The following is a 15,079-nucleotide window of genomic DNA, read 5'->3' as shown; positions in this document are numbered from 1 at the left end:
AAGTGTGTTTGAAGGGGAGTAGCTGCTGGCAGGTGCCAGCCCATTTGAATCAACATACTGGCGATGAGCCTGGTTCAGATGACAAAAAGCTTCTAGCGATCAACCTTCAGTAAGCAGCTTTGATTGAATTATTGATCTTCAAAAGCTGACTACTGACTGCTGACTGCTGACTGCTATTTGCAAGCGAGACCTTCACTAAGTTCACAACCTTTGTGAGCTTGGTGAAGCTGTTGCAGCCCTCATCAAGCTTACTTAGATAGCAGAGATCTGAGGAGTTTGATGGAATGCTGGCAGCGTTTACGGCTGGATTATTGCTTATTACGATTTCAGAACTAGGTGATAAAACGTTTTTTATCGCCATGCTTCTGGCAATGCGACATTCTCGTCGTCTTGTTTTTGTTGGCTCGATCGCAGCGCTGGCAACGATGACGATCCTGTCCGTTTTGCTGGGGCAAGCCGTGGCGCTGTTGCCCAAAACCCTAGTGCATATCGCTGAAGTCGTTTTGTTCATCAGCTTTGGCATGAAGCTGCTGTATGACGCGACGCAAATGCCCAGTACTGCTATCTGCGATGAGGTTAAAGAAGCTGAAGAAACGATTCAACATGCTGATACGGTAGCAGCAAAGCACGGAGCCAGACGCAGTATTGTGCTTCAGGCATTTGTGCTGACGTTTGTAGGCGAATGGGGCGATCGCACGCAATTTGCTACGATCGCGCTTGCCGCTGCGAATGATCCCTGGGGCGTAACAGCAGGTGCAATTGTCGGACACGCTATCTGTGCAGCGATCGCGGTCATGGGCGGACGGTTAATCGCTGCGCACATCTCCGAAAAGCTGATCACAGGCTTGGGTGGTCTGCTGTTTCTCGTGTTTGGTGTTGCCGCCTGGATGGAAGGAGCATGAGGGCAACTCAATCCGTTAAGGCTTCGGTACTGGTGTTTCTGAAGGGCTAGGCGCACTGCCTGCGGGGCTAGGCACGCTCGTTGGAGATGCTCCTGGTGAAGGGGCACTGGCAAGTTGGTTAATCTGATCCTTAAATTGTGCTGGTGCAAGTTCAGCAGCGCTAGCAAACAGTGGTTTGGCAGCCTCAGTCTTGCCCTGATCCTTCAAAATCAGCGCTTTGCCAAGAATGGGACGAAAATCTTGCTTATTGCTTTTGGCAGCTTCATCAAATACCGCGATCGCCTCATCAAAGCGTTTCTGCGAGGCATACACCTGCCCCAAAATGACTTGAACTGAGCCAACATCCACGCTACCCGCCTGAATTTTGTTTGCCTGCGGTGCAGTCTTAATCGTGTCTTCTAATAAACCGACGGCTGCTTCAGGACGGTTTTGTTGCAGCAGTAAATTAGACAAGCCTTGAAGCGCGTTGCGATCGCCGGGTTGTGTTTTCAAGATCTCGCGATAGGTCTGGGCGGCTCCTTCTGTATCATTGGTTTGCTGCTTTGCCTGAGCCAGCAGAATGGCATACTCAGTTTCCTTCGGGTTGAGTTTTGCCAGTTTTTCAAGTGGGGCGATCGCGCCTTTCACATCGCCTAGACCCAGCCGTGCTTCCAGAAGACCGCGTAAGGCTGTTGCGTTTTCAGGTTCCCGTTGCAGCACCAACTCATAGCCCTTTGCCTGCGCCTCCAGTTCTTCCTTCTTAGGAGTCGCGCTGGCAGACTGTGTTGGCGTAGGTTTAGTAGCTGTCTGTTGTTGTCCTTGAAAGGCGGCTTCAATGAGTGGGATCAGTGAAAAGCCTACAAAAGCGACGACTGCCAGGATAAGAACCACATTGATAATCCAGCGATTGCGCTTATTGGTCACAGATCTGCCTCGAAACTCTACTGTTATTATCAACGACAAAGGCCATTTCCGATGGCAAGATCACGGTATCGCTGTTGCTAGAAAGATGAAAGTGGGGGGCTCTAAGGGATGGTAAGCGTGTACTCCGGACAGGATTGCTACCGCGTATCCGTGCAGTAGCGAGTCGAACCCCTGAAGTTAAGGTTGCAGCCACTATGCCCTAACCAGTTGCAAGGAGCAGATCTAAATATTTGGAGCTAAATTAAGTTATGGCTTCCTATAGAGTCTTGAAAACCTGTCTGTGATAAGATTGTTAATTCGAGATGGCTGTCAAAAATTATGCTATCAGCAACAGGCTGCAGGGCCTCTAAATTGTCAGCCTCCGCAACCCATCAATTGATAAAGAGAATCCGCACAGCACCATGATCAAACTGCGATTGAAGCGATACGGCAAAAAGCGTGAAGTTAGCTACCGCATTGTGGCAATGAATAGCCGCGATCGCCGGGATGGACGTCCCTTGGAAGAATTGGGCTTTTATAACCCTAGAACCGATGAAATCCGGCTCAATATTCCCGCGATCGTCAAGCGGTTGCAAGATGGAGCGCAGCCAACTGATACGGTACGCAGCATTTTGCAGAAAAACAACGTGTTTGAACAGGTCAATGCCTGAGCCGTCTCAACACACTCATGCTGCTAAACCAGCCGAGCCAGACTATGCTGGGCTGGTCAGGTTTTTGGTGGCACCATTTTTGGAGCTGCCAGAGTCACTTAAGGTTGACTGCGAAATCTCGCCAAACCGAAGCAAAGTTTGGGTACGTGTAGCATTTGAAGGAACTGATAAAGGGCGTGTGTTTGGGCGTGGCGGTCGCAACATCCAGGCAATTCGTTCGGTACTTGAGGCGGCAGCTCGTGCGGCTGGTAGTACAGCCTATCTGGATGTTTTTGGTAGTTCACCTCAAAGCAGCGAGGATGGTAGCGATCGCGAGGACGTGGCAAGTAAACCTCCACCGCGCCGCTCATCTAGTGTCAAAGAAGCGCCTAAGCTGCGCTCGCGCAGTGCCCCTCCTGATGAATTGGAGACGTGAAAATTTGATCGCTGATTCGTCGTTGGACTCACAAATGTTTGCATGGTAGAGGCTGTTACTGTCGAATTACCCAATGCTGCAAGCGCGATCGCCCTCGCCGGGGAGCGAGAAGAAAATCTGAAAATTTTAGCCAGACAGACTGGTGCAACGCTAGTCTTGCATGGGCTAGCACTACGGATTTCTGGTACTGATCCTCAAATTGAATTAGCCACTCGTTTAGTAAAAGCGCTTGAAGCTGTTTGGGGTCGCGGCACGGTTATCTCTGGTGTTGATATACTGACTGCTCGCCATGCGCTAGATACTAAACAGCAGGACGAGCTTCACGAACTGCGGCAAGATGTGTTGGCACGCACTCGTCGTGGTGAAGACATCCGTGCCAAAACCCTCCAGCAACGCCAGTATATTCAAGCCGTTCGCACCCATGACCTGACCTTCTGCATTGGTCCAGCAGGCACGGGTAAAACTTTTCTAGCAGCCGTGCTAGCGGTACAGGCAGTGCTAGCTAACCAGTATGAACGGCTGATCTTGACTCGTCCTGCTGTTGAAGCAGGAGAGAAGCTTGGCTTTTTGCCAGGAGACTTGCAGCAAAAGATTGATCCGTATTTGCGTCCGCTCTACGACGCGCTGTATGAGTTTATTGATCCAGAGAAAATTCCCAGCTTGATGGAGCGTGGTGTGATTGAAGTGGCACCGATCGCTTATATGCGAGGTCGTACACTCAACAATGCGTTTGTGATTCTTGACGAAGCGCAGAACACCACGCCTGCTCAAATGAAAATGATTCTGACACGCCTCGGCTTTCGCTCTCGCATGGTGGTAACGGGCGATTTAACTCAGACAGACTTGCCACAGTACCAGTCGTCGGGCTTGGCGATCGCGCAGAAAATCTTACAACCGGTAGAAGGGGTTGCGTTTTGTCACCTTTCCAAAGCCGATGTGGTGCGTCATCCTCTGGTGCAGCGCATTGTTGCTGCCTATGAGCAGCATGAGCAGCCTTAAGCATCGATGCCTGATCCGTCGCTCCGTATTGCGCTACTGACATACTCAACCAGGCTCAGGGGTAGCGTGGTGCATACCCTGGAGTTAGCAGAGGCGCTCCATGCCATGGGTCACACCGTTTGCGTCTACGCACTGGCGAAGGATGGGGTTGGGTTCGATCGCCCGCTCTCCTGCGCTTACAAACTCATTACGGCTCAGCCTGCACCGGATGGCATTGATGCCCTGATTCAGCAACGTATTCAAGAATTTGTGGCGTACTTCAGCCAGTCCAGCGATACTTACGACTGTTATCATGCTCAAGACTGCATTGGCGCAAATGCGTTGTCTCGCTTGCGTCAACTCCAGCTCATTCCCCATTTTGTCCGCACTGTTCATCATATCGAGGCGTACAACAGCATTTATCTCCAGCAGTGCCAGGAGCGATCGATTCGTGATCCCGACCTGTGTCTTTGCGTCAGCACTCGCTGGCAACGCGAATTGCAACAGCAGTATCAGATTGATGCGCCCAGAGTGAGTAATGGCGTAAATACACAACGGTTTACTGCCAGGTTGGATGGCTCGGAACAATCACTCGGTGAGCAATTAGGGCTAAACGGCTCACCCATTTACTTAACCGTTGGCGGCATTGAACCACGCAAGAATTCGCTTGTTCTTTTGCAAGCCTTTAGCCAACTCCGCGTCAGCCATCCTCACGCCCAACTGATCATTGCTGGTGGCGCAACTCTCTTCGATTATCAGGCGTACCGTGACGAGTTTTTTGCCCTGGCAGACACACTGGGCATTACCACTGGCGAAGCCTTGCTTCTACCAGGCGTGATTCCTGATGCGGTGCTGCCCGCACTCTATCGCCTAGCTGATACGTTTGTTTTTCCGTCTGTAAAAGAAGGGTGGGGTTTGGTTGTAATGGAAGCGATCGCCAGCGGCATTCCTGTTATTACTGCGAATCAACCGCCATTTACCGAGTTTCTGACCGAGAAACAGGCGCTGCTAGTTGATCCTACGTCTCCAAATGTGATCGCCCAGGCAATGCGATCAGTTTTAACTCCAGAACTTGCTCAATCTCTACGCGAAAACAGCCAGGCAATTCTGCCCTGCTACTCCTGGGAAGCCTCTGCGAAGATGCATTTGGTTCATTATGGTGATCTACTAAGACAGTGAAAGGGTCAGAAAGTGAAGGGATGGAGCGATAAAAAAGTAAAGGGGTGAGACGGTGAAGAGCAATGAGGCTAAAAATCAGGGTCGGTCATCTTATCCAAATTGTATTGACGCAGGGCTATAGCTGTTTCCAATTGGACCTTCCACACTTACACCTATCGACCCATTCATATACCTGACTCTACTTCTGTGGCGCATACTTCATCTGAATTTTGAGCGTCCTGCTGGCACCCGCTAGCAGAAACACGCAGTCACCATAGCGAGTAAGGTCTTGACGAGTCGCAGGATTGTTAGAAAAACCGTAGCCTTCAGTGGGAATACCTGTAGTGTTGCGGTTGAGCTTGCGATCGCCGTTCACATCTTGAAAGAGAGCAAGGGCATAGCTACCCGATGAAATATCCTTAAGCGTAATTTGGGGTGAGTCTTCAGTCACCTTGACGCAACGATTCATGACAGCATTCTTAGCGTTATCAGGAAACCCAAAGCTTCTGGAAAAGAGCTTGAAGCAGATGGCACCCTTTTGAGCTTTTAAGCCATCAATTTCAATAGTTAAAGTGCTTTTAAGCTCTGCTTTTACATCTGATGCTATAGCGATACTGGATAGTGCTGCAAGGGCGATCTCGCCGATTCTAACTTTTGTAAACTTAAACATTCCAATTCTCTTTATTTCAATTCGGTTGCTTCCCAACAAAGCAGGCTGAATCAATCAGCCTGCTAAAGGCTATATTTTCTATCGATAAATATTACGACGATGCCCTACTTTAATGACTACAACAATTAGCTTGTCGTCAAAAATTTCATAAACAATGCGGTAGTCGCGGAATCGAATGCGGTACGCGTTGTCGTCTCCCTCTAGTTTGACTACACCTGAAGGACGAGGATTTATTGCCAGAGTTTCAGCCAATGCGATCAGGTTGATGCGTAAGTCAGGTGAAAGTTTCTTGATTTGCCGACTAGCAGCAGCCGAAAACGTTACCTCATACTTCATGGCAACCCTAGCTCTGCTTTGAGCTGAGCAAGAGGAATGGTGCCTTCACGCTGAATCTCTTCTCTAATGCTTCGAAGATCGTCCAGGTCTTCCTGCAACTCCATCGCTTCAATATGGCGCTCTGTTAAGTATTCCAAATAATGTAGAGCTTCTTCTAGCACTGGATCTGGTGCTTGCTCGATCGCCCGCAACAGTTTTTCCTTAAGGTTAATAGTCATCATTCCGCTTGTTAGTTTGTTCGTTGTCTATTGCCGCCGTATCAATCCTGAATGGCGGCTCTTAATTCAGCAATAGCTTGAGCATTAGAGGCAATTTGTTGAGCGTTTACCTGCTGAATCTGAATGGTCTCCTGTTGAATGCGATCGGATTCTTGCTGTCGTCGTGCAATTAATAACAGGATTTCGTTGATCTGGGTGATGGCATTGCTGTGCTGAGCAACTGTTTATTCCAGTGGAGATGATTGATTACCTGCTCGATGTAGATCCATTTTGTGAGGTCTTGTCATCACTCAGTTTCATCAAGAGGCTCATCAGTGGACTTCTTGCCTGCCAGGGCGATCGCAATGGCATCTACCACTCTCGCAACAGGAAAAATCTCCATACCCAAGTCAGGCAAGACTTGCCCTTTGGGGACGATCGCCTGCTTAAAGCCGAGTTTTGCTGCTTCTTTCAGCCGTAGCTCCATCTGCGACACGGGGCGCACCTGACCGCCCAAGCCGACTTCGCCAATTAAAACCATGCGCGGATCAACCACTCGATCGCGGAAACTTGCCACCACTGCGATCGCAACGCCCAAATCAGCAGCCGGTTCTCCCACACTCAAGCCACCTGATGACGCAACGTAAGCATCTAGCTTCGAGAGAGGAATACCGACGCGCTTTTCCAGCACTGCCAGAATTTGCAGCAGTCGATTGTATTCAATGCCTGTGGTTGATCGTCGGGGTGAACTGTAGCTCGTCGGGCTAACCAACGCTTGCAGTTCAACGACAATTGGGCGCGTGCCTTCGCAGGCAACGATTGTCGCGCTCCCTGATGAAAACTCATCCCGATTGCCCAGAAACAGCTCTGAGGGATTCAGCACTTCCTGTAACCCCTCATCCACCATCTCAAACACACCAATTTCGTGCGTCGCCCCAAAGCGGTTTTTCACTGATCGCAACAAACGATGGCTGGCAAACCGATCGCCCTCAAAGTACAGCACTGTATCCACCAGATGCTCCAGCACTTTAGGACCGGCGATCGCCCCTTCCTTCGTCACATGCCCCACAATAAACAGCGTAATATTCTGCCGCTTTGCCATCTGCATTAGCACTGACGTACACTCCCGCACCTGCGCTACTGAACCGGGAGCCGATGACAACGCACTAAAGTACAGTGCCTGAATACTGTCAATTACTGCCACATGAGGCTTCAGTGACTCTAGCTCTGCCAGAACGGTGTCGAGATCGGTTTCGGGCAAGAGATAGAGGTTGGAGGGTTCGGAGAGCTGAGGACTCGAGTCTGAGGACTGCGTTTTGCCTTCTAACTTTTGCCGTTTGCCTTGCTGCTCCTCTACTACCCTCTCGTCCCCTACTCCCAACCGCTGTGCTCTTAACTTCACCTGTTGGGCTGACTCTTCGGCACAGACGTAAAGAGTACGATAGCTTTGAGACATACGGTTAGCAGTTTGTAGCAGCAGGGTCGATTTGCCGATACCAGGGTCACCGCCAATGAGTACTAGGGAGCCAGGGACAATGCCGCCGCCTAAGACGCGATCGAGTTCAACATAGCCAGACGAGAGGCGAGCTTGGGGATGGTCAGAAATTTGTGCCAGTGTAAGGGCAGCTTTGGGCTGTGCCGGTAGCTGGCGGGTTGCTGAGGCACGGCTACCGATGCGGGCGGCACCCGGACGCGCGGCAACGGTCGTAGTGGAAAGAGGCTGTTCTTCTAGTGCATTCCAGCTATTGCAGGCGGGGCATTTGCCAAAGTATTGAGAAGACTCTGCGCCACATTGGTTGCAAACGTAGTGCGATCGAAGTTTCGGCATTCTTTATGAGGAAAGGTAGAAGTACTTATAGCAGTGAGAATGCTCCCAAATAGAATATTAAGAAAGTCCGAAGTGCTTTAAGGGAGACAATTTTAGCGTTCCGAACCAAATTAAATCGGGTATTATCTTTAATGATAAAGTACAGAAATTAATGTTTCTAAAACAAGCTTAAGGAGTCTATTAACTTGGAAAATCACAAAGAAAAAATACTAGTAGTTGATGACGAAGCAAGCATTCGTCGCATTTTAGAAACACGCCTCTCAATGATTGGCTACGACGTGGTAACAGCGGCTGATGGTGAAGAGGCGCTTGACACCTTTCGTAATGCTGACCCCGATCTGGTGGTGCTGGATGTCATGATGCCAAAGCTGGATGGCTACGGTGTTTGTCAAGAATTGCGGAAAGAATCTGATGTGCCCATCATCATGCTAACGGCATTGGGCGACGTTGCCGATCGCATCACCGGATTGGAACTGGGTGCGGATGATTATGTTGTTAAACCCTTTTCGCCTAAAGAGCTAGAAGCGCGGATTCGATCGGTGCTACGGCGGGTTGAAAAAACGGGCACTACGGGCATTCCTAGCTCTGGTGTGATCCACATCAACAGCATTCGCATCGACACTAATAAGCGTCAGGTCTACAAAGGCGACGAGCGTATTCGGCTGACTGGCATGGAGTTTAGCCTGCTGGAACTGTTGGTAAGCCGCTCTGGGGAAGCGTTCTCGCGATCGGAAATCTTACAAGAGGTTTGGGGCTATACACCTGAACGCCACGTTGATACCCGCGTTGTCGATGTGCATATTTCGCGTCTCCGCGCCAAACTTGAGGACGACCCCAGCAATCCAGAGTTAATTCTGACCGCTCGTGGCACAGGGTATCTCTTTCAGCGCATTCTTGAACCTGGCGAAACGGAGTAAACCAAACTCCTGTTGCAGGCTTGTATGCTTAAAGGGAGAAGGTCTACCGCTTAGATGCTCATGCAAATTTATTTGGACTACAGCGCTACGACACCCACTCGTCCCGAGGCGATCGCGGCAATGCAAGCTGCCTTGAGTGAGCAGTGGGGCAATCCGTCCAGCCTCCACGTTTGGGGGCAACGTGCTGCCATTGTGGTCGAGCGCGCCAGGGTGCAAGTGGCACGGCTAATCAATGCGCCTGCTGAGTCGATCGTCTTTACCGCTGGTGGCACCGAAGCAGATAATCTTGCGATTATGGGTGTTGTGCGTCAGTATGCCACACCGCAGCATATGATTATTTCCAGCGTGGAACATTCAGCGATCGCCGAGCCTGTGCGCTGGTTAGAACAGCTAGGCTGGCAGGTTACACGCTTACCTGTCGATGCTCAAGGACGAGTGAATTCCCTGGATCTGCGGGCAGCACTGCAAGAAAATACGGTGCTGGTGTCAATCATTTACGGTCAGAGTGAAGTTGGCACCCTACAGCCCATTCAAGCGTTGGGGACTATCGCTCGTGCTCATGGTGCTGTGTTTCATACCGATGCCGTTCAGGTCGCCGGACGCTTGCCACTGGATATGCAGCAGTTACCCGTTGATTTACTGTCATTGTCCAGCCATAAGCTGTATGGTCCTCAAGGCGCAGGTGCGCTGTATGTACGTCCTGGTGTAACGCTGCTGCCGCTAGTCAGCGGTGGTGGTCAAGAAGCAAAGCTACGATCGGGTACTCAGGCTGTACCCGCGATCGCAGGCTTTGGCGTTGCGGCTGAGTTGGCGGTGCAGGAAATGGCGATCGAAACACCACGATTAATGCACTTGCGCGATTACCTCTTTGAGCAATTAGCTGATGTACCGGGATTGTTACCCACAGGCGTAAGCGGAGCAGCGCTCAAAACAGCCTCTGCAAGCCGCCTGCCTCATCATGCCAGTTTCTACCTGCCATCTGCCGACGGCGAAACGCTCAACGGCAAAACGCTGGTGCGTCAGATGAATCTTGCTGGCATTGGCATTAGTGCTGGCTCTGCCTGTCACAGCGGCAAATTGTCCCCTAGCCCAATTCTGCAAGCGATGGGCTACAGCGATCGTGCCGCCAAAGCGGGGATCCGCCTCACGGTAGGACGCGAAACGACCGCTGCTGACATTGATTGGACAGCAATGGTACTTAAACAAGTTTTAGCTCGGCTCACGCCAGAACCGTCTCTAGCAAGAATTTAGTCTGTGCTGTATGAGTAAGGACACTCTTCCTGAAAGTCAGTGTGTGAAAGCTTTCTCTCCTCAATTCCGTTCGCCTCGGCAGAAGGCTAATTAGTGTTAAAGAGAGCATAAAGAGAAAGCAGTGCCAGGAAGGAAAGCTCACCTTCTGACACTGCTTCTAGCCGAATGCAATTGAAAAACTACTAATGCTTGACTATATAGTAAAGTGCTGCTGAACAACAAACCATCAACAACACAAGTAACACTTAAGACTAATGCTTCAGCGTTAGAACATCTGTCAAAGCGGTTTGTAGAAGTGGTGCCTTGTCAAGCTGCTCCCAAGGCAAATCTAGATCGGTGCGTCCCATATGACCATACGCCGCGACATCTTGATAAAACCGACCATTACGATCGCCTGGTAAATGGCATAAGTTAAAGGTCTGGATAATGCCAGCCGGTCGGAGTTCAAAGTGTTCTTTGACCAATTCAAGCAGGCGATCGTCGCTGATCTTACCGGTATCAAAGGTGTCGATCATAATGCTGACCGGACGTGCTACACCGATCGCATAACTGAGCTGCACTTCGCATCGATCTGCCAGACCTGCCGCCACAATGTTCTTAGCAACATGGCGACATGCATAGGCAGCACTGCGATCAACTTTGGTAGGGTCTTTGCCTGAAAAAGCACCGCCACCGTGTCGGGAGTAACCACCGTAGGTATCAACGATAATCTTGCGTCCCGTTAGCCCAGAATCCCCTTGAGGACCACCAATCACAAACTTGCCTGTTGGATTGACCAAAAAGCGGGTATCGCGATCGGGCTTCACGTCAATGTCCATGAAGACAGGCAGCACCACCAATGTCCACAGATCTTCCTTAATCTTTGCCTGAACTGCCGCTTCGTCTGTAATCTCCCCAATGGTCGCCGTATGCTGAGTTGAGACGAGAATGGTATCAATGCCGATCGGTCGATTGTCTTCATACAGAACCGTTACCTGAGTCTTGCCATCAGGACGCAGGTAGGGTAGCTGACCCGTCTTGCGAACGGTTGCAAGACGCCGCGAAACCCGGTGTGCCAAAGAGATGGGCAGCGGCATTAACTCTGGCGTTTCGTTGCAGGCAAACCCAAACATAATGCCCTGATCACCAGCACCAATCAGATCAAGCTCTTCGTCGCTTGCCTGTTCGCGAGTTTCCTGGGCAGTATCTACACCCTGAGCAATATCAGGCGACTGAGCATCCAGAGCTACCAGCACGGCACAGCTATTTGCTGAGAAACCACAATCGGCACCGGAGTAGCCAATTTCAGCAATTTTTTGCCGAGCTAGATCAATATAGTTCACCTTAGCTTTAGAGCTAATTTCGCCTGTGATCAGAACAAGACCTGTATTGACCACCACCTCAGCAGCCACCCGACTTGCAGGATCTTGAGCCAGCAGGGCGTCTAAAATTGTGTCTGAGATTTGGTCACAGATTTTATCTGGATGACCTTCGGTCACTGATTCAGAAGTAAAGAGATAGCGGCGGGACAAGCGTCAATCCTCTCTGGCAAACGACTAAAAACAATCAATTAAGCATAATTGCTACAAGTTCAGCAGATTATAGCATTGGAGCTTGACCGGAATGATCGCCTTCTTCGATCGGAATCCCGTAAAATTCATGCTTGTACTACCCTTAATGACTAAAGCTGTAGAAGGTATGATGGGTCAGCTCAATCACAACGACTGTCCTTTACCCGCCAGTACAAGACTTGCAGGCTTTCCATGTCCACCTAACTGACAACGAGCATTAGCGTTAAGGAAGCTAACTTGATTGAATCGATTTAGAAAAGAATATAGAAGTTCTATCTGGAGAAGGCAAGTAGCTGGAGAGGACAAGTAGGCAACATTCCCTACCAAGTTTTTATCATGCATCCTGCTTCAGCGGGGCTACTCAAGAATCTGGATATCTGAAAACCGTGCGATCAAAGCATCTGCCTGCTGCAACGATGTTGATCGTGTCCAACCCCATGTCACACCAACGCAACCTGCCGCCTTTGCCGTCTTTGCCATTTGCATATCAGCAGTGGCATCGCCAATCACCAGCACTGTTTCCGGTGCAACCCCTAGTAAGGTACAAGCTTGATAAAAAACGGTTGGATCAGGCTTGCCAGGGGCATTGTCAATCCCCAAGCCAACTTGCACCCAAGCCCCCAGTTCATAACGCTCCACAAAATCTTTGACATTTGCAGTCGTGTCAGCTGACACAATGCCGACCCGTAACCCAACCGTTGTCAGGGCTTGCAAAACCTCACGTGCGCCTTCAAACAAGGGCGTATTATCTGCCTTGCGCTGAAAGACTCGCTCGGCTTCTGTAAACGCTGATCGCACTAATGTAAGTGACTCAACCCAATCGCGCCCTGTCTCTGCTACATACGCCGCTGCCGCAATTTCGTTTTCCTGACGCGTCCCTACTGCTAGCAATCCTGCTGGATTCAATTGATCTCCGTTCAGCCCAAAAGCCATTAGCAACGGCTCTTGCACGCCAGGAATTTGAGCATCAATCAAGCGCGATCGCTTTTGTCCCAAACTTCGCAAGAATGTTTGTGAATCTGCCAGGGTACCATCCTTATCAAACAGCACCGCTTGAATTGACGAAAATTGAACATGACCGCACTGAATAGTAGCCAAGGCAGAGACTCCAAATCAAAAAATTCGCGCTGGTTTGCAGAGCTTTAGCAAGTAAGTCTAGGACTAGGAACATAAGCTGAGGCAACCTACCCTTTGCTCCCATAAGCTTTTATGTGTTGCCTGGTACTCTAAAGGCAGCAGCTAGTGTTCTACTAACGATCGCTACTCCAAAAAAAAGAGGGGATACCCCCCTCTTTGGGCGACAGATGCTTATATCTGTCTGCCCTTGTCTCGGTTGAAGCCTTACAAAGCCGGCGGTTACTCCGCAGCAGAAGGAAGTTCTTCTAGCTCGACCTCTGGAATCGTTACAGCGATCGACTGCTGTTGTTGAGCAGCAAGTACCTGTTCACGGTACTTAGCCGCCATTTCCTCTGCCTTGTCGTAGACAACCTGTGGGTTCTTCACCATGTCACCGGGCTCTGGTTCCAATTGCTTGGTAGAGAGCGAAATTCGACCCCGCTCTGCATCCAGATCAATGATCATTACCTTCACCTCATCATTAACGTTAAACACGCTATGAGGGGTATCAATATGATCATGAGAAATCTCGGAGATGTGCAGTAGACCGCTGACACCTCCAATATCTATAAAAGCACCGTATGGCTTGATGCCACGAACGGTACCAATCACAACCTCGCCAACCTCCAAGCGGTTCATCTTACGCTCAACTAACGCCCGACGATGGCTCAGTACCAGACGATTCCGTTCTTCATCAACTTCAAGAAACTTCAGTGGCAGTTCTTCACCCACCAAATCTTCCTTCGGCTTCCGAGTGCTAATGTGAGAGCCAGGAATAAAGCCGCGCAGACCCTCGATCCGCACTAACGCACCACCGCGATTGGTAGCGAAAACGCTAGAGCGTACAGTCGCGTCTTCGGCTTGAAGCTGCCGTACTCTTTCCCACGCACGCATATACTCAATGCGTCGAATTGAAAGAGTGAGCTGTCCGTCTTCGTTTTCGTCAGCAAGAATGAAAAACTCGCGAGTTTCATTAGACTGCAACACCTCTTCAGGACCGTCAATCCGATTAATTGACATTTCCTGGATGGGGATATATGCAGCCGTTTTCGCGCCAATGTCAATCAGTGCGCCTCTTGGCTCAAGACTAAACACTGTTCCAGCGACCACATCACCTGGACTGAAGTGGTAGTCATACTTATCAAGTAAGGCAGCGAAATCCTCGTGGGTAAAGCCAACATCTATTTCTGTCGTTTCCTGATTGACCATGCGAATCGTTTCCTGGTAGTTATCTCCGTAAAATTTTGCCTCCTGTCGATGTATACGCACATTGCAGTTGTGCTAACTACACCTACATTTCTCTCAACTGTCGATGAGAGAGCTAAATTTGGATAAATTAGTGGCTCAGAAGAACCATGATAACCGATGTCAGGTAACTCAACACACCCTTTTACGATCAGCTTAAGATGTTTCATCACAAATTTAGCAGGGAGGCAACGCATGAAAAGCGCTTGCTCTTCGCCTAGCATAGCGAATGCTTGAACTGATGGTAGGGGCGATCGTGTGATACGAGCAGTGCCAGTATTTTAGTAGTGCTCTGCCTAATGACGAGCAGTCGGGGGCTGTGATGAAGCAAGCACTGATGTATCAGCGGCATTCTCAAGCGGGTTAAGCGGTAAATCATCTGTCGCTTGTGCCGAGTCTGAATTGCTGCGAAGGTGGTTAAGCGTATCCACAAAGTCGCGAATGCCCTGAAACTTGCGATAGACCGACGCAAAGCGAATATAAGCAACTTCACTCAGGCTTGGCAAACTTTGGAGCACCAACTCACCAATTTCGGAGCTGTTAACTTCACGGACAGCACGCTGCTGTAATTCGGCTTCAATCTCATCCACCAGGTTTTCAAGCTGCACCGAGGAAATACCTGTTTTTTCACAGGCACGCACAATGCCACGCAAAAGCTTGAAGCGATCAAAAGATTCGCGATCGCCATCTCGCTTAATTACAGTAATGGGCACAAACTCAATGCGTTCATAGGTTGTAAAGCGACGCTCACACCGCAGGCATTCCCGTCGTCGTCGCACACTTTGACCCGCTTCTGCTGAACGCGACTCAAGAACACGATTTTCAGTGTATTGGCAAAAGGGACACCGCATGACTAGGGAAAACTCCGGGCGGAAGGAACAAAGCTGAGGAAGGCGTATGCGATACCGTTATAAACGCCAATGGTTGAAATGACACAAATCAAGCGAACTAAAATTTTCCTGT

General features: G+C 49.9%; 16 protein-coding genes. 7 read left to right on the top strand and 9 right to left on the bottom strand.

Features of this window, described 5'->3' with window-relative positions:
* Positions 1-284 precede the first annotated feature (284 nt).
* A complete protein-coding gene (locus tag H6F76_RS22990; protein ID WP_190511783.1) occupies positions 285-902 on the top strand; it encodes a TMEM165/GDT1 family protein in 618 nt (205 codons plus the stop codon).
* A 15-nt stretch (positions 903-917) separates the two neighbouring features.
* Here H6F76_RS22990 and H6F76_RS22985 read toward each other — a convergent pair whose 3' ends face one another.
* Positions 918-1,805, bottom strand: a complete 888-nt coding sequence (locus H6F76_RS22985) for a tetratricopeptide repeat protein (RefSeq protein WP_190448726.1) — start codon at positions 1,803-1,805, stop codon at positions 918-920.
* Between the two features lie 401 nt (positions 1,806-2,206).
* Between H6F76_RS22985 and rpsP the strand changes: the two genes are divergently transcribed.
* From rpsP to H6F76_RS22965, 4 genes are read left to right on the top strand one after another with little or no spacing between them, the layout of a single operon-like run.
* A complete protein-coding gene (rpsP, locus tag H6F76_RS22980) occupies positions 2,207-2,455 on the top strand; it encodes a 30S ribosomal protein S16 (RefSeq protein WP_190448725.1) in 249 nt (82 codons plus the stop codon).
* Positions 2,448-2,870: a KH domain-containing protein gene (locus H6F76_RS22975; RefSeq protein WP_190511782.1), complete on the top strand. Its 423-nt coding sequence runs from the start codon at positions 2,448-2,450 to the stop codon at positions 2,868-2,870. The genes rpsP and H6F76_RS22975 overlap by 8 nt, the downstream gene beginning before the upstream one ends.
* Positions 2,871-2,912: 42 nt before the next feature.
* Positions 2,913-3,869 (top strand): PhoH family protein, encoded by a 957-nt coding sequence (locus H6F76_RS22970; protein WP_190511781.1) that lies wholly within the window; start codon positions 2,913-2,915, stop codon positions 3,867-3,869.
* 6 nt (positions 3,870-3,875) lie between these two features.
* Positions 3,876-5,027 carry an MSMEG_0565 family glycosyltransferase gene (locus tag H6F76_RS22965; RefSeq protein WP_190511780.1) on the top strand — a complete coding sequence of 384 codons (1,152 nt, stop codon included), beginning with the start codon at positions 3,876-3,878 and terminating at the stop codon, positions 5,025-5,027.
* A gap of 178 nt (positions 5,028-5,205) precedes the next feature.
* On the opposite strand, the gene H6F76_RS22960 is transcribed toward H6F76_RS22965, so the two are convergent.
* From H6F76_RS22960 to radA, 4 genes are all read right to left on the bottom strand, one after another.
* Entirely contained in the window at positions 5,206-5,676 is a 471-nt protein-coding gene (locus tag H6F76_RS22960; RefSeq protein ID WP_190511779.1) for a DUF2141 domain-containing protein, read from the bottom strand.
* A gap of 78 nt (positions 5,677-5,754) precedes the next feature.
* Positions 5,755-6,012, bottom strand: a complete 258-nt coding sequence (locus H6F76_RS22955) for a type II toxin-antitoxin system RelE/ParE family toxin (RefSeq protein WP_190511778.1) — start codon at positions 6,010-6,012, stop codon at positions 5,755-5,757.
* Entirely contained in the window at positions 6,009-6,233 is a 225-nt protein-coding gene (locus H6F76_RS22950; protein ID WP_190511777.1) for a hypothetical protein, read from the bottom strand. The genes H6F76_RS22955 and H6F76_RS22950 overlap by 4 nt, the downstream gene beginning before the upstream one ends.
* Before the next feature lie 283 nt (positions 6,234-6,516).
* On the bottom strand, positions 6,517-8,037 hold the full coding sequence (gene radA, locus H6F76_RS22945) for a DNA repair protein RadA (RefSeq protein WP_190511775.1): 1,521 nt from the start codon (positions 8,035-8,037) through the stop codon (positions 6,517-6,519).
* A 185-nt stretch (positions 8,038-8,222) separates the two neighbouring features.
* On the opposite strand from radA, the gene rpaB reads away from it, so the two are divergent.
* Positions 8,223-8,954 carry a response regulator transcription factor RpaB gene (gene rpaB / locus H6F76_RS22940; protein ID WP_190448719.1) on the top strand — a complete coding sequence of 244 codons (732 nt, stop codon included), beginning with the start codon at positions 8,223-8,225 and terminating at the stop codon, positions 8,952-8,954.
* Between the two features lie 60 nt (positions 8,955-9,014).
* Positions 9,015-10,205, top strand: a complete 1,191-nt coding sequence (locus H6F76_RS22935) for a cysteine desulfurase family protein (RefSeq protein WP_190511773.1) — start codon at positions 9,015-9,017, stop codon at positions 10,203-10,205.
* Between the two features lie 251 nt (positions 10,206-10,456).
* Here H6F76_RS22935 and metK read toward each other — a convergent pair whose 3' ends face one another.
* From metK to nrdR, 4 genes are all read right to left on the bottom strand, one after another.
* Positions 10,457-11,716 carry a methionine adenosyltransferase gene (gene metK / locus H6F76_RS22930; RefSeq protein ID WP_190511772.1) on the bottom strand — a complete coding sequence of 420 codons (1,260 nt, stop codon included), beginning with the start codon at positions 11,714-11,716 and terminating at the stop codon, positions 10,457-10,459.
* Between the two features lie 396 nt (positions 11,717-12,112).
* Complete coding sequence (locus H6F76_RS22925; RefSeq protein ID WP_190511770.1) at positions 12,113-12,853, bottom strand: HAD family hydrolase; 741 nt, start codon at positions 12,851-12,853, stop codon at positions 12,113-12,115.
* A gap of 258 nt (positions 12,854-13,111) precedes the next feature.
* The gene (locus H6F76_RS22920) at positions 13,112-14,080 is read right to left on the bottom strand and encodes a 30S ribosomal protein S1 (protein ID WP_190448824.1); all 969 of its coding nucleotides are present in this window, start codon (positions 14,078-14,080) and stop codon (positions 13,112-13,114) included.
* 332 nt (positions 14,081-14,412) lie between these two features.
* Positions 14,413-14,967, bottom strand: a complete 555-nt coding sequence (gene nrdR / locus H6F76_RS22915) for a transcriptional regulator NrdR (RefSeq protein ID WP_190448714.1) — start codon at positions 14,965-14,967, stop codon at positions 14,413-14,415.
* Between the last annotated feature and the right edge of the window lie 112 nt (positions 14,968-15,079).

The organism is Leptolyngbya sp. FACHB-321, from assembly GCF_014695975.1.
In the GTDB taxonomy this organism is placed as follows: Bacteria; Cyanobacteriota; Cyanobacteriia; order Leptolyngbyales; family Leptolyngbyaceae; genus Stenomitos.
Note: the sequence above shows the minus strand (reverse complement) of the source record. Positions and strands in the feature narration are given on the sequence as shown.